Annotated in this window: 18 protein-coding genes; 8 read left to right on the top strand and 10 right to left on the bottom strand. The window is 65.8% G+C overall.

What is annotated here, in order from left to right; all coding sequences use genetic code 11:
* Positions 1-93 precede the first annotated feature (93 nt).
* Positions 94-1,248, top strand: coding sequence for a glycoside hydrolase 5 family protein (locus tag AWC06_RS12805; RefSeq protein WP_085197854.1), 1,155 nt, complete (start codon positions 94-96; stop codon positions 1,246-1,248).
* A gap of 4 nt (positions 1,249-1,252) precedes the next feature.
* On the opposite strand, the gene AWC06_RS12800 is transcribed toward AWC06_RS12805, so the two are convergent.
* From AWC06_RS12800 to AWC06_RS12780, 5 genes are all read right to left on the bottom strand, one after another.
* Complete coding sequence (locus AWC06_RS12800; RefSeq protein WP_085197852.1) at positions 1,253-2,650, bottom strand: NAD(P)/FAD-dependent oxidoreductase; 1,398 nt, start codon at positions 2,648-2,650, stop codon at positions 1,253-1,255.
* A 4-nt stretch (positions 2,651-2,654) separates the two neighbouring features.
* Positions 2,655-5,444, bottom strand: a complete 2,790-nt coding sequence (locus AWC06_RS12795; protein ID WP_085197850.1) for an aminotransferase class I/II-fold pyridoxal phosphate-dependent enzyme — start codon at positions 5,442-5,444, stop codon at positions 2,655-2,657.
* A gap of 65 nt (positions 5,445-5,509) precedes the next feature.
* On the bottom strand, positions 5,510-6,370 hold the full coding sequence (locus AWC06_RS12790; RefSeq protein ID WP_085198116.1) for an SDR family oxidoreductase: 861 nt from the start codon (positions 6,368-6,370) through the stop codon (positions 5,510-5,512).
* 20 nt (positions 6,371-6,390) lie between these two features.
* Positions 6,391-7,371: a YihY/virulence factor BrkB family protein gene (locus AWC06_RS12785; protein ID WP_085197848.1), complete on the bottom strand. Its 981-nt coding sequence runs from the start codon at positions 7,369-7,371 to the stop codon at positions 6,391-6,393.
* A gap of 29 nt (positions 7,372-7,400) precedes the next feature.
* Positions 7,401-8,888 carry a cytochrome P450 gene (locus AWC06_RS12780; RefSeq protein WP_085197846.1) on the bottom strand — a complete coding sequence of 496 codons (1,488 nt, stop codon included), beginning with the start codon at positions 8,886-8,888 and terminating at the stop codon, positions 7,401-7,403.
* Positions 8,889-9,003: 115 nt separating this feature from the next.
* Between AWC06_RS12780 and AWC06_RS12775 the strand changes: the two genes are divergently transcribed.
* Positions 9,004-9,204, top strand: coding sequence for a hypothetical protein (locus AWC06_RS12775; protein WP_085197844.1), 201 nt, complete (start codon positions 9,004-9,006; stop codon positions 9,202-9,204).
* Here the strand turns inward: AWC06_RS12775 and AWC06_RS12770 are convergent.
* Genes AWC06_RS12770 through AWC06_RS12755 form a run of 4 tightly spaced genes read right to left on the bottom strand, consistent with a single transcriptional unit; the run spans position 9,201 to position 12,715 of the window.
* Positions 9,201-9,662 carry an SRPBCC family protein gene (locus AWC06_RS12770; RefSeq protein ID WP_085197842.1) on the bottom strand — a complete coding sequence of 154 codons (462 nt, stop codon included), beginning with the start codon at positions 9,660-9,662 and terminating at the stop codon, positions 9,201-9,203. The genes AWC06_RS12775 and AWC06_RS12770 overlap by 4 nt on opposite strands.
* Positions 9,663-9,675: 13 nt before the next feature.
* Positions 9,676-10,821, bottom strand: a complete 1,146-nt coding sequence (locus AWC06_RS12765; RefSeq protein ID WP_085197840.1) for an acyl-CoA dehydrogenase family protein — start codon at positions 10,819-10,821, stop codon at positions 9,676-9,678.
* Positions 10,818-11,990, bottom strand: a complete 1,173-nt coding sequence (locus AWC06_RS12760; RefSeq protein WP_085197838.1) for an acyl-CoA dehydrogenase — start codon at positions 11,988-11,990, stop codon at positions 10,818-10,820. Before AWC06_RS12760 ends, AWC06_RS12765 begins: the two co-directional genes overlap by 4 nt.
* Positions 11,987-12,715, bottom strand: coding sequence for an SDR family NAD(P)-dependent oxidoreductase (locus tag AWC06_RS12755; RefSeq protein ID WP_085197836.1), 729 nt, complete (start codon positions 12,713-12,715; stop codon positions 11,987-11,989). The genes AWC06_RS12760 and AWC06_RS12755 overlap by 4 nt, the downstream gene beginning before the upstream one ends.
* Positions 12,716-12,758: 43 nt before the next feature.
* On the opposite strand from AWC06_RS12755, the gene AWC06_RS12750 reads away from it, so the two are divergent.
* The 6 genes from AWC06_RS12750 to AWC06_RS12725 are packed head-to-tail and all read left to right on the top strand — an operon-like array spanning position 12,759 to position 18,033.
* Positions 12,759-13,124: a DUF3054 domain-containing protein gene (locus AWC06_RS12750; protein WP_085197834.1), complete on the top strand. Its 366-nt coding sequence runs from the start codon at positions 12,759-12,761 to the stop codon at positions 13,122-13,124.
* Positions 13,105-14,037 (top strand): SAM-dependent methyltransferase, encoded by a 933-nt coding sequence (locus AWC06_RS12745; protein WP_085197832.1) that lies wholly within the window; start codon positions 13,105-13,107, stop codon positions 14,035-14,037. Before AWC06_RS12750 ends, AWC06_RS12745 begins: the two co-directional genes overlap by 20 nt.
* A 3-nt stretch (positions 14,038-14,040) precedes the next feature.
* Positions 14,041-14,520: a GNAT family N-acetyltransferase gene (locus AWC06_RS12740; RefSeq protein WP_227371107.1), complete on the top strand. Its 480-nt coding sequence runs from the start codon at positions 14,041-14,043 to the stop codon at positions 14,518-14,520.
* Positions 14,517-15,605 carry an LLM class flavin-dependent oxidoreductase gene (locus tag AWC06_RS12735; protein ID WP_085197828.1) on the top strand — a complete coding sequence of 363 codons (1,089 nt, stop codon included), beginning with the start codon at positions 14,517-14,519 and terminating at the stop codon, positions 15,603-15,605. Before AWC06_RS12740 ends, AWC06_RS12735 begins: the two co-directional genes overlap by 4 nt.
* Positions 15,602-16,729 carry an LLM class flavin-dependent oxidoreductase gene (locus tag AWC06_RS12730; protein ID WP_085197827.1) on the top strand — a complete coding sequence of 376 codons (1,128 nt, stop codon included), beginning with the start codon at positions 15,602-15,604 and terminating at the stop codon, positions 16,727-16,729. The genes AWC06_RS12735 and AWC06_RS12730 overlap by 4 nt, the downstream gene beginning before the upstream one ends.
* Entirely contained in the window at positions 16,726-18,033 is a 1,308-nt protein-coding gene (locus tag AWC06_RS12725; RefSeq protein ID WP_085197825.1) for an NtaA/DmoA family FMN-dependent monooxygenase, read from the top strand. Before AWC06_RS12730 ends, AWC06_RS12725 begins: the two co-directional genes overlap by 4 nt.
* On the opposite strand, the gene AWC06_RS12720 is transcribed toward AWC06_RS12725, so the two are convergent.
* On the bottom strand, positions 18,021-18,446 hold the full coding sequence (locus tag AWC06_RS12720) for a nuclear transport factor 2 family protein (protein ID WP_085197823.1): 426 nt from the start codon (positions 18,444-18,446) through the stop codon (positions 18,021-18,023). The two genes, AWC06_RS12725 and AWC06_RS12720, sit on opposite strands and share 13 nt — an antisense overlap.
* Positions 18,447-18,556: the final 110 nt, after the last annotated feature.

Raw genomic sequence — 18,556 nt, 5'->3', positions numbered from 1 at the left:
TAACAGCGAGATAACGGGTCGCTGCGTAACAACTCAGCGCGACGCGCCCAGCAAATACCGGGGACATGACCTTGCGCAAATTATGGTCAGTTGGTGTATCGCCGAACGGTGTTGAAGCTCCCGTTGCTGCTGGCAGCAGGCTCGGCTTTGGCACAATCGCCTCGTGGCGCCGCGGAACCACCGCGTGCCTCAGGCGAGCCCAGTCGGTGGTCACCGGACCGCGCCAATAGCTGGTATCAAGCGCAAGGTTGGCGAGTCGGCGCCAACTACATCACCTCGAATGCCATCAACCAGCTCGAGATGTTCCAGCCCGGCAGCTATGACCCCCGGCGCATCGATACGGAACTGGGTTGGGCGCGGTTTCACGGCCTCAACACGGTGCGGGTCTTTTTGCACGATCAGCTGTGGGCCCAGGATTCTCGGGGCTTCCAAGCCCGGCTTGCGCAATTCGTCGGCATCGCGGCGCGCCACCGCATCAAGCCACTGTTCGTCTTGTTCGACTCGTGTTGGGACCCGCTGCCAAGAGCGGGGCGGCAGCGCGCGCCGAGGCCCGGAATCCACAACTCCGGTTGGGTGCAAAGCCCCGGCGCCGAACGCATCGACGACCGTCGCTACACCCGCACTCTGCACGACTATGTCACCGGCGTCATGGGCCAGTTCCGCAATGACGATCGCGTATTGGGTTGGGATCTATGGAATGAACCGGACAATCCGGCGCGCCAGTACAGCGACGTCGAAAGACCGGACAAGCTGGAACGTGTCACGGAGCTGCTGCCCCAGGTGTTCGCGTGGGCGCGTTCGGTTGATGCCCGTCAACCGCTGACGAGCGGCGTGTGGGACGGCGAGTGGGCAGATCCGGCACGCCGCAACGCAATCAGCGCCATTCAGCTGGACAACTCCGACGTGATCACCTTCCACTGCTACGACGCGCCCGCGAACTTCGAGTCGCGCATCGCCGAGCTTGCCCCACAGGGTCGGCCGATCCTGTGCACCGAATACATGGCCCGGTCCATGGGCAGCACGGTTGACGGAATCCTGCCAATTGCCAGACGGCACAACGTCAGTGCGGTCAACTGGGGTTTGGTCGCGGGCAAGACGCAGACCTACTTCCCGTGGGACTCATGGGATCACCCTTACACGACGATTCCGAAGCCGTGGTTTCACGACCTGTTGCGACCCGACGGACGGCCCTATCAGGGCAGCGAGATTCAAACAATCCGGACGCTGAGCGGCTCGACGGCCGGCTAGCGTCCTACCCGGTTGCCTGCTGTTCGGCGTGTTCGGCTTGTTCGGCCGCCGCCAGCGCTTCCTGCGTCTGCGCTTGCAGCTGGCTCATCGCGAGCCGCGCGTAGATCATCTGGCTGGTGATCGCCATCTGGCCGCGGCGGTGGCCCAAAAACGTGATGAACCAAGCGATCACCGTGGTGAAGCGGTTCTTGAAGCCGACGAGGTAGTACAGGTGTAGCACCAGCCAGGCCAGCCAGGCGATAAAGCCGCCGAACTCGAGCTTGCCGATCTGCGCGACGGCGCTGAATCGCGAGATCGTCGACATGCTGCCCTTGTTGAAGTACTTGAACGGGTCACGGTCGGCGGGCTCGTCGCGGCCCTTCAGTGAGCGCTTGATAAGCTTGGTTGCATAGTGCGCACCCTGGATCGCGCCCTGCGCCATCCCGGGCACTCCGGGTACCGCCATCAGATCGCCGATGACGAACACGTATGGGTAGCCCTTGACGGTGAGGTCTGGCTCCACCAAAACCCTTCCCGCTCGGTCGGTTTCGGTGCCATCGGACTGTTCGGCGATGAGCTTGCCCAGCGGGCTGGCCTGCACACCGGCGGCCCACACCTTGCAGGCGCATTCAATACGTCGTTCGGCGCCGTGTTTGTCCTTGACGGTGATGCCCTTGTAGTCGACGTTGGTCACCATCGCGTTGAGTTGGATCTCGACGTCCATCTTCTCCAGCCGGCGCTGTGCTTTCAGACCCAGCTTCTCGCCCATCGGCGGTAACACAGCGGGCGCGGCGTCGAGCAGGATCACCCGGCAGTCGCTGGGCTTGATCGTCCGAAACGCCCCGGCCAGGGTGCGCTCGGCCAGCTCGACGATCTGGCCGGCCACCTCGACACCTGTCGGCCCAGCACCGACGACCACAAACGTCAGCCGGCGTTCCCGCTCCGCGGGGTCGGTGGTGACCTCCGCCGCCTCGAATGCGCCCAAGATCCGGCCGCGCAGCTCCAGCGCGTCGTCGATGGTCTTCATTCCCGGTGCCCAGGTGGCGAACTCGTCGTTGCCGAAATACGACTGCTGCGCCCCCGCGGCGACGATGAGGCTGTCATACGGGGTCACCGTGTGCATGTCCATCAGCTTCGATGTCACCGTCTTCGCGTTGAGGTCGATCCCTTCGACCTCGCCGAGCAGCACCCGAGTGTTTCTCTGTTTGCGCAGAATCAGCCTTGTGGTCGGAGCGATTTCGCCTTCGGACAGGATGCCTGTGGCCACCTGATACAACAGCGGCTGGAACAGATGGTTGGTGGTCTTCGAGATCAGGGTGACGTCGACGTCAGCTCGCTTCAACGCCTTGGCCGCGTAGAGCCCGCCGAATCCGGATCCGATGATGACGACGCGATGACGTTGCTCGACAGCCGGCATGCTCATCCTCTCAAGCGATTTCAGCGGCGGACGCGCTGACCTTGCCCAGCCGGCTCCACGGCCGCACACTCGCCTCGGCCATTTCCATCGCCTTCGCGGTGAATACCCGGAACCCGAGATGTGGCTTGTATCCGTGGATTTCGCTGGTATCCAGCGCCTGGATGAACGCCAGGATCTGCCGGCTGAAGACTTGCCCGGGCACCAGAATCGGGAACCCCGGCGGATACGGGGTGACGAAGGTGGCCGAGACCACCTGCTGCCCGGACTCCATCCGCTCTTCCACCTCGTCGGCCGCCAGGTATTCGCAGAACGTGTCGTCATAGCCCAGGTAAAATGCCCGTCGCACATCGCCATCCGGCGTGGAGGTCCCGTTGCCTCCGTCGTGTTCGAGGAAGCACGAATGGAATCCGCTGAAGTCCGGCAGCGGCGCCGACGGGCTGGTCAGCCGCAGCACGGCCCGCTCATGATGGGCGCGATCGGTCAGGCTCATGTCGGCGATCTTGTCATCGAGTTCCTGGGCGAGGTTGACCAAGACTTCGACCAGGTAGGCGACCGAACTGCGGGTGGTGCCGATGTTGGTCATGAACAGCACGGTATTCCGCGAGGTCTTGTTGATCTGGACACCGTAGCGGTCCATCAACTGAGCGCGTTTGAAGGTGTCGCCATCGATGCCGGTGCCGCCGATATAGAGCGTGATGCGGCTGGGATCGAGGACGAACTCGTCTTGCTCCCACGCCGTGGCCATGTTGCGCAGTCCAGTACGCAGCGGCTGGTCGAGGTGGGAGGGCCGGAACTGATCCGGAATCATCTCCGCTGTCGACAGGCAGTGCATGTACTTGCTCAGCAGCGGGTGCTTGTCGATCGCGTCGCGCAGCTGCATGGCGTTTTCGACCTGCTTTTGCACCAGCTCGACGCCTTCCAGGTCGGCCTGCCGGCGTCCGATGTCCAGCGAGGCGAGCACCTGATAGTTCGGCGAGGTGGAGGTGTGCGCCATGTACGCCTCGTGGAAGGGCTCTTCCACCTTCTGATCGAAATCCTGGTCGTAGACATGGATCATCGATCCCTGCCGCAGCGAAGTGAGCGTCTTATGGGTGGACTGCGTCGCATAGACCCGCACCCGGGCACCGGCCGGGTCGGGCAGCAGGCGCGCGTTCAGCAAGGTCTCGTCGTCGGCGCCGGCCATCTGTTTGGCGTAGTCCAGATAGGCCTGGCGATACTCCGGTGAGCGCAGCCGCTCGCGGATCGCCCGCGCCGCGTGCATCGCGGTGCGCTTGCGATACACGTGATGGAACCGGGCGAACGCGAACCATGCTTCGTCCCAAAGGAATACCAGATCGGGCTTGATCGCCAGACATTCTTCCATTACGCGTTCGACGTCGTAGACGATGCCGTCGAAGGTGCAGTTGGTCAGCGTCAACAGCTTGACCCGGTCCAGCTTTCCGGCGGCCCGCAAGGCCAGTAGCCGCGACTTGATCTCGCGCAGCGGAACCGCGCCGTACATCGAATACTGGTTGAGCGGGTAGGCGTCCAGGTAGGTGACCTGGGCGCCGGCCATCATCAGCCCATAGTGGTGGGATTGGTGGCAGTTGCGGTCGACCAGCACGATGTCGCCGGGCGCCACCAGCGCCTGTTCGACGATCTTGTTGGCGGTCGAGGTGCCGTTGGTGACGAAGAAGGTGTGCCGCGACCCGAATGTCTTGGCCGCCAACGCCTGCGCCTCCCGCAGCGGGCCGGTGGGCTCCAGCAGCGAGTCCAGTCCGCCGCAGGTGGCCGAGGTCTCCGCCAGGAACACCTCGAGACCGTAGAAGTCGATCATGTCGGAGATCCAGTGGGAGCCGACGATCGACTTGCCCTGAGAGATCGGCAATGCGTGGAAGACGCCAGTCGGGCGGTGACTGTATTCGCGCAGCGCAGAGAAGAACGGGGTCCGGTAGCGCGCGGCGATGCCTTCCAGCAGCGACAGGTGCTGATCGAGCCCGGCCTCGCCGCCGTGGAAGACCCGCCGGAAGTGGTGCCCGAGCCGGGCGGCGACATCTTCTACCTCGAGTTCGGTGATCAGATACATGTCGATCTCGGGGCGGCTGTCCTTGATGGCGCAGGCCAGGATCGCTGCCCGCTCCTCCGGTGAATGCTCGGCGAGGTCCTCAGCGATCTGCGCGTCGACGAAGTGCGACAAGGCCGACAGGTCCCGACGCGAGCGATGAGCGAATCGCCGCGTTATCGCGCACGCCTGCACGCTTGCGTTGAGCCGTGCTGCGATCACCGCCTCGTCGCCGCTTCCGACGACGACGATTTCGTAGACGAAGGCATCATCCGGGCGGCGACGGCTGTGAATCTCCTTGCGCAGTGCGCGTTCCTGCGCCTCGGTCATCGTCGCGACGATCAGCAGCTCGAAGTACGGACGGGCCGACCGGTGCAGACCGAGCACCTCCAGGGCGCCCTCTTCCGCGCCGAGCGCCCCGGTATCACTCTCCAATGGAGAGACCATCACCCCACTGCGGTAAGACTCGGTGACCAGCGCCCGGTTGATCTTCGACACTGCCCTGCCGAAAATCTCGTACGCGCCAGTGGCGAAAAGGCGGTGCGTCTGATTGAAGACGTAAATGCCCGGGAACGCCCAGTAGCGCTCGAATGGTCGCAACTGCGATAGCAGCCCGTCGACCAACTCGACGAGCTGCGAAAGATCAGTTCCGCGGGCCGCGGCGGTCGAGAGCCGCCTGCTCGCTTCTTCCAGCCGACACCAGGCATCGGCGCGGAACTGCCATGCGGTGTTGTACGCGTGCGGATTTACGTCAGCCATCCAGCCTCCAACCCCTATGGGTTCAGGCTAGGCCGACAGCGCAGTTCAGGCGACGTTTTGGAAGATCAGTCCCGGTGCTCGACGACGCCGGTCGCGTGTTGGGCTCGGTCCTCATAGGCGGCGCGAGCCGTGGCATCGACGTTGAGAAACACTGTGTCGGTGCCGGTCTTCTTGCCGAGCCAGCGTCGGCTGCGGGCCGACAGCATCATCGTCATGATGCCGACCCAGCGCGACCAACCGGGCACGGATGCTTGGACTTTGGGTTTGTCGAGCACCTTGACGATGGCAGCGGCGACAACCTCGGGCTGCACCGGCTTTGTGGCGGCGTTGGTAGCGGTGCCGGAGATCAATTCGGTGTTGGTGAACGCCGGCAGCACCGCGGTGACGTTGACGCCATGCGGAGCGAACTCGTCGGCCATCGCGCTGGACAGCCCGACGACCGCGAACTTGGTGCCGGCGTAGACAACCTGGCCGGGCACCGCCACCATGCCCGCCATCGACGCGATGTTGACGATGTGGCCGCTGCGGCGTTTCACCATCTCCGGCAGCACCAGCTGGCAGCCGGTGAGCACGCCGTAGAAGTTGACCTCGATCGAGGAGCGGATCGCCTCCTGCGACTGCTGCAGGAACGGGCCGACCGGCATCACGCCCGCGTTGTTGATCAGCACGTCGATGTGACCGCCACCGTTGGCGCGGGCCTTGTCGAGGAAGGCCGCAAACGACTCGCGATCGGTGACGTCGAGCGGATGGCCGCTGACCGAGCCCAGGCTGCTCATGGCCTTGACGGCCTGCTCCAGTACGTCGACGTCGCGGTCGCCGATGACCACTCGCGCACCACGGGCCAGCAGCGCTTTGGCGGTCGCATGCCCAATGCCGCGGGCAGCGCCGGTGATGACGATGGTTTTACCCCTGATGTTGTCTGTCACGACCACGGACTTTACAGGTGTCAATCTTGGTCGTCGGCTTCGTAGGCGATGTCGAGCCGTTGTTCGGGGCGGCGCGTTTCCGTGCGCAGCACTCTGTCGTAGTAGGCCTTGTCGGCCTCGATCAGCGGTGGCTGCACGATGCTGCGCGGCCACAACCGGTTGACCCGAACGACGTCGATCTCGATTGCGTAGACGATCACCGTCGCCTGCAGCGCCAGCCACGCCAGCAGCCCCAGCACCACACCGAAGAATCCGGCCACCGCTTGGGCGTGCCGGAGCTGATGCGCGACGATGACTCCGGCCGCGGTGAGCAGCAGTTGCCAGCCGACGGCGCTGATCGCGGCACCGGGCAGCATCGCGCGGGTGGCTACTTCTCCGGCGGCCGAGATGCGAAAGAGCGCGAGGAAAAAGCCGGTTCCGAGCACGATGCCGACGACGAAACTGACTGTCCGCGCGGGCAACCCCCCAAACCCCCACGACTCCGCCGCTCCGGCGGCGGCGCCCGATGCGCCGGTGACAGCGACGATGAGCCCAAGCACCAGCAGTGTCGCCAACATCCGCAAATACCTGTTCGGGAAGCCGGGCCAGTCGACCTTCGGGACGGCCCACAGCGTATTGAGCGTGTTCTGCAGGGCGTTGGCGAATCCGCGGGCGCCGTATAGCGAGCCCAGGATGCCGACGACAAGGGAGAAGGTGTTGCCGAAGTTGGCCACGCCCAGCTGCTGATGGAGTTGCCCGCCGACGATCGGGAACTCCGCGAACGCCGAATTCACCAGGTGCTGTTGCAGTTTCGGGTGCGACCGCAAGACCACACCGGCGACGGCCGTCAACGCCAGCAGCAGAGGAAAAGTAGCGACAAACGCGTAGTAGGCCAACAGCGACACCAGATAGCCCGCTTGGTCGTCACCGAACTTCCGCACGACCGCGATCGGAAACCCGACCACCGGGTGCCGTTGCTGCCACGCGTCGAAGCCCCGAGCGGCGCGTTCCACCGGGTTCATTGACTCGGCATACCCAGAAAGTGTCGCGGCTAGGCGCGCTTGACGGCGTGCGCTCGGCGGCGGGATTTGGGCGACATCATCAGCGCGCCGTCGGGTCCGCCGGTGAAGGTCAATTCGCGCCGTAATCGTTGGCCGGGAACCAGGTCGAGTTCGAAGCGCTGGGCCAAGGTGGCGACTATCAGGATTGCCTCGAGGGTGGCGAAGCCGGAGGCGACGCACATCCGTTTGCCCGAGCCGAACGGGATGTGGGCGCGACGCTGGCGGGGGTCGAAGTTCTCCTTGAGGAACCGCGACGGGTCGAAGGTTTTTGCATCTGCCCAGAAGCGCTCGTTGTGGTGGACACCGTGGATGAGGATGGCGACGGTGGTGCCGGCCTTGATGGGGTAGTCGCCTAGGACGTCAGCGGATTTCGCCACCCGGGCCAGTCCCATGATCGGCGGGTAGCGGCGCATCGCCTCGGCGACCACGGCCTGCGTCCAGGGCAGGTTGTCGACATCGTCCGCGGTGGGTTCGCGGCCCGCGAGCACCTGGTCGAGTTCGCGTTCGAGTTCGGTTCTGGCTTGCGGGTTTTCGCTGAGCAGATACCACGTCCAGGCCAAGGCGGCAGCGGTGGTCTCGAAGCCCGCGCCGAGGAAGGTCATGAGCTCGTCGCGGATCTCCAAATCGGTGTAACGATAGCCCGTTTCGGGGTCTTCGGCCGCCATCAGCAGGGCCAGTAGGTTGTCGGTCCGTGGCATTTTCCCATTGCGGCCGTCGGCGATCAGCTGGTCGAGGAAACGCTCGATACGCCGCAGGCCCCGCACCGTGCGCGGCGCGAACAGCGTTGCTTCCCAGCGCAGTAAGTTGATGGCCAGCCGGGGTGACCGTAGACGATCCGCGAGCCAGCGCAGCGGACGCGACCCGCCGCCGATGAACCCGTAGCCGAAAATGGTCAGCAGCCGAGCGAAGTCGATGCGCATCTGTTCGGCCAGTTCGCCGGTCAGGTCGATGCCGAACATGGTGCGGGCGATGACATCCATCGTGATGTAGTTCATCTCGGCCGCGATATCGAGGGGGCCGGCGGTGTTTTGCCAGCGTTCGGCGGCGGCGACAGCGGCCGCCGTCATCTGCGGCGCAAGTGCGTCGACGTTACGCTTGGCGAAAATCGGCTGCACCAGGCGGCGGTTGCGTTGCCAGAGTTCGTCGTTCAGGTCGGTGACCAGGCCGCGTCCGAAAGCGACTGCCAGAAGGTCGTATTCGGCGCTCTTGGCATAGTTGTCCTGGTTGGACACCAGAACGTGGCGGGCAATGTCGGGGTTACGGACAACGACGAACTTGGCCAGCGGTGCACGGGCCACCATGATGTCGTCCTGGCCGGGCAGCCGGGCCGCGTAGTCGAAGATGGTGTGCCGGTACCCCGCCCAGATTCCCGCCAGCGCCAGTCGCCACGCCCCGAGCCAGCCGACCTTCGTGTGCTGCCACCTGACGAACGTCGGCGCCCAGCGCGGCGGGTGAAGCTGTGGGCGTGGTGCGCGCATGGACCGTCTTCTTCCTGGGACCTGCGGTATACGGTACCGCCGGTTCCGTAGAGCGTCTATCCCCATTGTTTCGGCGAGCCATTTTGTGTCGGAGGATTGCGCTAGGATCGAAAGTATGTTCGATATTGGCCGACTGCCGACGCCCAAGACTCCGAGGCGCCCCCCGCCCCCGGGGGAGAAGCGGGAGAGCACGCGGGCTGCTGAGCGCGCCACCCGTATCGCGCACGAGCGCGCTGTCAACGAGGCCCGCATCGCCGCCGATGCGGCCCGCACCGCCGCGCGGATCGCAGCCTGTAACGACCCTCCGCCCTTCTAGGCTTCGGCTGCACGCTTGATTCGCTTGAGGGTTTCTTCGATGCCTCGGTTCATTTGGTGACCGCGTGGCATGAGCATTTCGACCGCTCGGTTTGCGAGTGAGCACCAAAGGAATTCAAACGACTCGGTCAGTACGGTGCCGTTGGGGGAGCGCGCAAATGTGTATTGCCAACGGGTTTCGGCTCGCCCGGCCCGGTCATTGATCGTGGTGAAGGCAAACTCGCGACCGGGATCGGCGACGTCGACGATTGCCGTGCGTTGCCAGCGCAGACCGCCCCGTCGGTTGTAGCCCCGGAATCGGGCTCCGGGCGCTGCCGCCGTTGCGCCGTCCAGCCATTCGCATCGATAGCATTCCGGGCTCCATTCGCCCATGCGGGTGACGTCGGCGATGAGGTCGTACACGGTCTGCGGCGCGGCGGCGATTTCGATAGTCGCCTGCCCGCGTTGCGCTGTCGGCATCGGATCGGCCCCTCTACAGGCCCAGGTCCTTGGCGATGATGGTCTTCATGATCTCAGTGGTTCCGCCGTAGATCGTCTGGATGCGGGCGTCGACGAACGCCCGCGACACCGGGTACTCGCGTATATAGCCGTACCCGCCGTGCAACTGCAGGCAGCGGTCGGCGGTACGTACCTGCAGTTCGGTCGTCCACCATTTCAGCCGGGCCGCCCGGGCCGCGGTGAGCCCACCGGCGAGGTGCTCGGCGAGGCAGTCGTCGAGATAGCTGCGCGCGACATCGAGTTCGGTGGCCAGCTCGGCAAGCGCGAACTGGGTGTTCTGCAGGCCGGAGATCGGGGTGCCGAACGCGCTTCGCTGCTTGACGTAGTCGAGGGTTTCGGCCAGTACCCCCTCGGCCGCGGCCACTGCGCCGACAGCCAGCGAAAGCCGCTCCTGCGGCAGGTTGTTCATCAGCTGATAGAAGCCGCGACCTTCCTCCTCGAGCAGGTTCTCGACGGGCACACGCATGTCGGTGAAGCTCAACTCGCTGGTGTCCTGGGCGTGCAGCCCGATTTTCTCCAGGTTCCGGCCCCGGCTGAAACCCGGCGTGTCCGGCTCGACGACCAGCAGCGACAGACCCTTGTGCCGGTCGGGCGAGGTACGGACCGCGACGACAAACAAGTCGCCGTTCTGCCCATTGGAGATAAAGGTTTTCGCGCCGTTGACGACGTAGTGGTCGCTGTCGCGTACCGCGGTGGTGCGGATGCCGGCCAAGTCACTGCCCGCACCGGGTTCGGTCATCGCGATGGCGAGCACCGTCTCACCGGTCACCACGCCGGGCAGCCAGCGTTGTTTCTGTTCCGCGGTTGTCAGGTCGGTGAGATACGGCAGCACGATATCGTTTTGCAGCGAGATGGCGACGGCCTCGGACGCCGCGCCTACCCGCTGCAGTTCCTCGACGACGATCGCGTTGTAACGAAAGTCGTTGACGCCCGGGCCGCCGAAGTCCTCGGGTACGGGAAACCCGAGGAGCCCCAGCTTTCCGGCCTCGGTGAACAGTGACCGGTCCCAGCACCCGGCCTTCTCCCACTGTTCGTGAGCCGGGACGACGGTCTGCTGCACGAAATCCCGCACCAGTTCGCGGAACTGGTGATGCTCGGATGTGTAGGTCAACGCGCTCATCGGAAGGCGTCCATGCCGGTGAAGGCCTGACCGAGAATCAGCTGATGCATTTCCGGGGTGCCCTCGTAGGTGAGCACCGATTCTAGGTTCACCATGTGCCGGATCACCGGGTACTCCAGCGATATTCCGTTGCCGCCCAGGATGGTCCGCGCGGTCCGGCAGATTTCGATCGCCTCACGGGTGTTGTTGAGCTTGCCGAAGCTGACCTGCTCGGGCCGCAACCCGACGCTGTCCTTCAGCCGGCCGAGGTGTAGCGCTAGCAGCTGGCCTTTGTGCAGCTCGACGGCCATGTCGACGAGTTTGGCCTGCGTCAGCTGGAATCCGGCTATCGGGCGCCCGAATTGGGTGCGTTGGCTGGCGTAATCGAGTGCGGACTGCCACGCCGAACGTGCCGCACCCATCGCCCCCCAGATGATGCCGTAGCGTGCCTCGGACAAACACGCCAGGGGACCCTTCAGGCCGGTCGCCCCCGGCAGCATCGCGTCCTCGGGCAGCCGGACGTCGTCGAGCACCAGCTCGCTGGTGATCGACGCCCGCAACGAAAGCTTGTGGTGAATGGTGTTGGCGGTGAACCCCGGTGTATCGGTGGGAACGATGAATCCACGGATCCCGTCGTCGGTGGCCGCCCACACGATCGCCAGGTCGGCAACCGAACCGTTGGTGATCCACATCTTGCGGCCGTTGAGGATCCAGTCCGAACCGTCGCGGCGGGCCCGGGTTTTCATCGCGGCGGGGTCGGATCCGACGTCGGGCTCGGTCAGCCCGAAGCACCCGACCAGTTCGCCCGCGGCCATGCCGGGCAGCCACTGCTGCTTCTGCTCCTCGGATCCGTTGTTCCAGATCGCGAACATCGCCAGCGAGCCCTGCACCGACACCAGCGAGCGGATGCCAGAGTCGGCGGCCTCCAACTCCAGACAGGCCAGGCCGTAATGCACGGCGGAGGCCCCGCCGCAGCCGTACCCCTTCAGGTGCATGCCCAGCAACCCGAGCGCGCCGAACTGCTTGGCCAGCTCGCGGGCCACTGGCAGGTCGCCGGCCTCGAACCAGTCCGCGACGTATGGCGTGACGTGCTCGGCGCAGAACTGGCGGACCGTGTCACGCACTGCGATCTCGTCGCTGGACAGCGATGTGTCCAGGCTGAGCGGATCGGTGGGATCGAAGCTAGTCATCCGGCCATGGTAAGACCGCCGCTGACGCTGATCACCTGCCCGGTGATGAACGACGCGGCATCGGAGGCGAAGAACAGCACCGGCGCGGCGACCTCCTCCGGACGGGCCAGCCGCCGGAATGGAATCGCTTTCACCAGCGCCTCTCTCAACTTCTCCGGTTGCGCGGCGAAGAGTGGAGTGTCGGTGGGGCCGGGGCACACGCAGTTGACCGTGATCGCATGGCGGGCCATCTCCCGGGCCAGCGACTTGGTCAGCGCGATGACACCGCCCTTGGCGCCGGCGTAGATGGTTTCCCCTGCGCTGCCGACCCGGCCGGCGTCGCTGGCCAGGTTGATGACGCGTCCACCGCCGCCGGCCTCGATCATGCCCGGCAGGAACGCGCTGCACACGTGCACCGGACCGAGGTAGTTGATCGCCACGACTTTCTCAGCGAATTCTGTTGTGGCATTGAGGAATTGGTCGGTACGGTCCCAGCCGGCGGCGTTGACGACGACGTTGGGCACCCCGACTTCGCTGTGCGCCCGGTCGCGTAGCGTGTCCACCTGGGCCCGGTCGGCCACGTCGACGGGCAGCGCGGTGATCAGTTCGGGGTGTGCCTGGGCGGTGACCTTCGCCGCGGCGTCGTCGAGGTCAGCGGCGATCACCCGGTCGCCCTGCGCGGCGAATCCCAGCGCGATCGCCTTGCCGATCCCCGATCCGGCACCCGTGACGAGTGCAAGCTTCATGTGCGAATCCTAGGTCGCCGGCACGGGCCGGTACTGTCGCGGCATGCAACGTCTGGCATGGCTGGGTATCGATATCGCCTGCGTGCTGCTGTTTAGCGCCGTCGGGCGGCGCAGCCACGACGAAGGCATCGACGTCGCGGGCATCGCAACGACAGCATGGCCGTTTCTCAGCGGGACCGCGCTGGGGTGGCTGCTGTCTCGAGGCTGGCGACGCCCCACCGCCGTCGCCCCCACCGGCGTGGCGGTGTGGTTGTGCACGATCATCGTCGGGATGTTGCTGCGTAAGGCCACCTCCGCGGGTGTGGCCGTTAGCTTCGTGGCGGTGGCGTCGGCGGTCACCGCGCTGCTGTTGCTCGGCTGGCGGGCGGCGACAGTCCTGGTAGGGCACCATGGCGCGAACCGAGCTTGATTCCTGGGACCCGACCACCAGCGCGGGGGCGAGCGCGACGCTGGTCGCCGCGGCCAGGGCGGTAGCCACCAGACGAGGGCTGATCAACGACCCGTTCGCCGAGCCGCTGGTGCGGGCGGTGGGTGTGGACTTTTTCACTCAAGTGGCCGCCGGCGAGCTGGATGTGAGCGACCTCGGCGACGACGCCGCATTCGACCGGATGACCGAACTGTTCGCGGTGCGCACCCGATTTTTCGATGATTTTTTCGCCGACGCCGGCCGAGCAGGGATCCGTCAGGCCGTGATCGTCGCGTCCGGGCTCGATGCCCGGCCATACCGGCTGTGGTGGCCGCCTGGAACCACGGTGTACGAGATCGACCAGCCCGACGTTGTCGAGTTCAAGACCCAGACGCTCAGAGCGCTTGGCGCCGCTCCTGCCACCCACCGCCGCGCGCTCGGCATTGACCTTCGCCAGGACTGGCCGACGGCCCTGCGGCGCATCGGGTTTGACGCCGCTCAACCCACCGCGTGGATCGCCGAAGGACTGTTCATCGGCTTCTTGCCGCCCGCCGCTCAGGACCGGCTGCTCGACGGCATCACCGAGCTGAGCGCTCACGGCAGCCGGTTCGCCGCTGATCACGTCCCCGGCGGCAGCCCGCCGCAGGCGCACCAAGAGCACCTCATCGCCGATCGCTGGCGAGAACACGGCTTGGACGTAAACCTGTCTGGCCTGACCTATCCGGACGAATGCGAGGACGCCGCCGAGTACCTGGCAGCGCAGGGTTGGGAGACGGTTGGCAGCACCCTCGCCGACGTGTGCGCGGCCGCCGGCTTCCCCGGGCTGCGCCACAACGACTTTGCCGACGCGCCGATGTTGACCTGGTATGTCACCGCGACTCGGAATGCGGGCGTGCGATTCGCGTTGGACAGTTAGATGATGGTGACCCAGCTCAGGTTCGTGCCGACAACTCAGGACGACCCACTGGCGCGGCCCCTGCTGATCGAGCTGGCCGCGGAGTACGCGCAGCGCTACGGCGGCACCCCGCAGACCCATCTGACCTGGCTGCCCGTTCCGACTGTCGAATTGGCGCCCCCGGACGGCGGCTTGGTGATCGGCGTGCTTGACGACAAACCTGTTACCGGCGGGGCCTTTCGGCGTTATGACGCCCACACCGTCGAGTTCAAACGGATCTGGACCGACCACGCGCACCGCCGCCGCGGCTACGCGAAAGCGCTGATGGCTGTCCTCGAGGCGGAAAGCGCTGCCCGCGGATACCGGCGGGTCTACCTGATCACCGGCAACCGTCAGCCCGAGGCCGAGGCCATGTATGACAACCTCGGCTACTCCCGGCTGGACGAGCCGCTGCCCTCGTGGGGGCCGTTTCGTCCGATCGCGTTCGAGAAGTGGTTGTCATGACCGATCAACTGCACCTCGCCGTCGCGCTGGACGGCTACGGCTGGCATCCGCAGGCGTGGCGCACCACGCTGGCAGCCGACGGCGCAGCCGAATCGGTGCTCAGCGGACGGTACTGGGCAGCACTGGCGGCCACCGCCGAGCGGGGATTGCTCGACTTCCTCACCATCGACGACACGCTGATGCCACAACCCGGACGCCGCGAACCCATCGATCCGCGGCGACTCGCCGGACGTGCCGACGCGGTGTTGGTCGCTGCCCGCGCCGCCCCGGCCACCCGCCGCATCGGCCTGATCCCCGTCGCCACCGTCACCCACACCGAGCCGTTTCACATCTCCAAAGCCATCGCCACCCTGGACTACGTGTCGCACGGCCGGGCTGGCTGGCAGGTCCGGGTGAGCGCAACGGCGCACGAGGCCGCACTGTTCGGTCGGCGCAACGGATCACAGCCTGCCGACGCACTGTTCGACGAGGCCGCCGACGCGGTCGAGGTGGCGCGCCGGCTGTGGGACAGCTGGGAGGACGACGCGGTGATCCGCGACGCGGCCACCGGGCGTTACATCGATCGGGACAAACTGCACTACATCGACTTCACCGGTGAGCACTTCTCGGTCAAAGGGCCGTCGATCACCCCCCGACCGCCCCAGGGCCAGCCAGTGGTGGCCGCGCTGGCGCATGCGCCCCAGATTTACGAATTCGCCGCCACCAGTGCTGATCTCGTGTTCATCACGCCGACCGATGATGCCGGGCTGCGGGCTATTCTCGAGGAGGTGCCCGGGACGCACCTGAAAATCTATGCCGACGTGGTGGTGTCGTTCAGCGGGGATACCGACTTCCGATCGGATGCATTGATATTCGGCGGCAGCGCAACGGAATTGGTCGATATCTTGCTGAGCTGGCAGCAGTTGGGCATCGACGGCGCCCGGTTGCGGCCAGCCGTCAACGCCACCGACCTTCCGGTGATCGTCGCCGAGGTGGTGCCACTGCTGCAGCGGGCCAAGCGATTTCGCGACGGCTATCGTGACGGCGAAACGCTGCGCGAGCGGCTGGGCTTGCCGGTGGCGCCGAACAGGTATGCGAGCCGATGAACGCCATACCATTGTCAGTTCTCGACCTGGCGCCGATCAGCGCCGGAAGCGACGCAGCGACCGCGCTGCACAACACCATCGACCTCGCCCAGCACGCCGAACAGTGGGGATACCGGAGGTTTTGGATCGCGGAACACCACTTCGTCGCCGTCGCCAGCTCTGCGCCCGCCGTCCTGATCGGCCAGATCGCCGCTGCCACCAACACGATTCGGGTGGGCTCGGCAGCGGTGCAGCTCAGCCACACCACTGCCGCCGCGGTGGTGGAAAGCTTCGGCATGCTCGACGCTTTCTACCCGGGCCGCATCGACCTGGGCATCGGCCGCTCCGGGCAGCGCCGCCGTAAACCCAAGTCCCGCACGCCGCGACCGCCCGAGCCGCCTAAGCCTGTTCCGCAATGGCGGGAGATCGACGGCGTGGTGGTGCCCCCGCCGTTCGACCTGCGCACGGTGCTCAACAAGGAGCTGGTGGGGGCCACCCAGGCGATCCTGCAGCAGCCCGAGGCCGTCGCGCCCGACTTCGCCGAGCAGCTGGACGACATCATGGCCATGCTGAACGGCAGCTACCGGACTGGCGGGTTCGACGTACATGCGGTACCGGGGGAGCGAAGCGCGTTGACGCCGTGGATCTTCGGCAGCAGCAAGGGCAGAAGCGCCCGAACGGCCGGCGCGCTCGGGCTGCCGTTCGTCGCCAGCTATCACCTCACCCCGGGTACTGCGCTGGAAGCGGTCGACGCCTACCGCGATTCGTTCGTCCCGTCGGCGACACTGTCGCAGCCGTATGTGGTGATCTCGGCCGACGTCGTCGTCGCCGACGACACCGCCACCGCTCGGCATCTGGCCTCCAGTTACGGCCACTGGGTGTACTCCATCCGGGCCGGCGACGGCGCCATACCCTACCCCGACCCCGCCACCTGCCCGCCGCTGACCGACGAGCAGTTGGAGGTGGTAAACGACCGGGTGGCAACGCAATTCGTCGGCGAACCGGATGAGGTAGCCGAGCGATTGACGGCCCTGCGGCGGGTCAGCGGCGCCGACGAACTCGTGGTCACCTCGGTCACCTACCGCCACGAAGACCGGCTGCGCTCCCATGAGCTGCTGGCCAAACGCTGGGGGCTGTGCGCATGAAGCAAATCCATTTGGCCGCGCACTTCCCGGGCGTCAACAACACCACCGTATGGGCCGATCCGGACGCCGGCAGCCAGATCGAGTTCGACTCGTTCGTTCATCTGGCCCGCACCGCCGAGCGCGGGCTGTTCGACTTCTTCTTCCTTGCCGAGGGTCTGCGGCTGCGTGAGCATCGCGGCCGCATCTACGACCTCGACGTCGTGGGCCGGCCGGACACGTTCACCGTGCTCGCCGCGCTGGCCGGGGTGACCGAGCGGATCGGCCTGACCGGGACCATCAACACGACATTCAACGAGCCCTTCGAAGTGGCAAGGCAATTCGCCAGTCTGGATCACCTGTCCGACGGCCGGGCAGGCTGGAACATCGTCACCTCATCGGACGCGTTCACCGGCGCCAATTTCCGCCGCGGCGGCTTTCTCGACCACGCCGACCGATACAGCCGCGCAGAAGAATTCGTCACCGTGGCGCGCAAGTTCTGGGACAGCTGGGCACCCGACGCGGTGCTTGCCGACGTGGACAACGGAATCTACGTCGACCCGGCGCGCATTCGCACCGTCGAACATTCCGGACCTCAGTTCAACGTGCGCGGGATGGCGACGCTACCGGCGGGGCCGCAGGGCCGTCCGGTGCTGTTGCAGGCCGGCGACTCCGATGAGGGCCGGGCGTTCGGCGCGCGGCACGCCGACGCCATGTTCACGCTGCACGGCTCCTTGGCGGCCGGTCAGCGCTACACCGCCGACATCAAGGGGCGCGCAGCAGCCGCAGGGCGTAACCCGAACGAGATCAAGGTGTTTCCCGCTGCCACGTTCGTGCTCGGAGACACTGTCGAGGCGGCCGCCGAAAAGGCGGAGCACATCCGTCGTCAGCAGGTCAGCGGCCCGACCGCGATCGCGATGCTCGAACAAGTGTGGGGCCGTGACCTTTCGGCCTACGACCCCGACGGCCCGCTGCCCGACATCGAGCCCAGTGGTGACACCAGCATCACCCAGGGCCGCGTCCGCCACGGTGATCCGGTTGCGGTGGCCCGGCGCTACCGCGAACGGGCTGCGGCCGAGAACCTTTCGATTCGCGAGCTGGTCATCGCCGTCACCAGCCGCCAGCAATTCGTCGGCACTGCAGCGCAGATCGCTGACGAGATGAACCGTTACGTGCAGGCCGACGCCTGCGACGGGTTCATCCTGGTGCCGCACCTGACGCCGCACGGCTTGGACGACTTCGTCGACCAGGTGGTACCGCTACTACAGGAACGCGGGCTGTACCGCACCGAATACACCGGCCGGACGCTGCGCGATCACTTGTGGTAGGCGTCATCTTGGATGACCTTGACGCCGCGCCAGCCCCAGTAGACGCAATGGCGCTGGATGAGGCCGTCGACGATTTCCATGACCTCGACGAAATCCATCTGCTCGCCATCGGGTGCATGACGCGGGTACTCAAAGATCATGGTCCGTTCGCCGTCGGTGAGATAGCCCGTCCGGTAGTAGGTCCGCAACGGCGGCTTACGGGCGGCGACTCGCTCGAGCACGGGCCGTAACTCATCGCGTCCGTGGCATACCCCGGACTCGGTACCCATGGTCAGCGGCACAGCGGGACTTTCGAATACGACGTCGGGCGCATATAGCGCGAGCAGTGTCTCAACGTCGTCGTCGCTGAGCGCCTTGTCCCAACTGTGGTAAATGCGTTCAGCGGCCTGCTGGAATGTCTCTTTCGTGGCCATAACCCTCCTTCTGTCCGCCGGAAGGAGTACCCGATTCCAGCATCGTTACTGCCGCGCGTTTCAACCCGCGATGATCTTGCGGGTCATCTCGGTACGAACCGCCGACATGC

The organism is Mycobacterium fragae (assembly GCF_002102185.1).
GTDB classification, from domain to species: Bacteria; Actinomycetota; Actinomycetes; order Mycobacteriales; family Mycobacteriaceae; genus Mycobacterium; species Mycobacterium fragae.
Note: the sequence above shows the minus strand (reverse complement) of the source record. Positions and strands in the feature narration are given on the sequence as shown.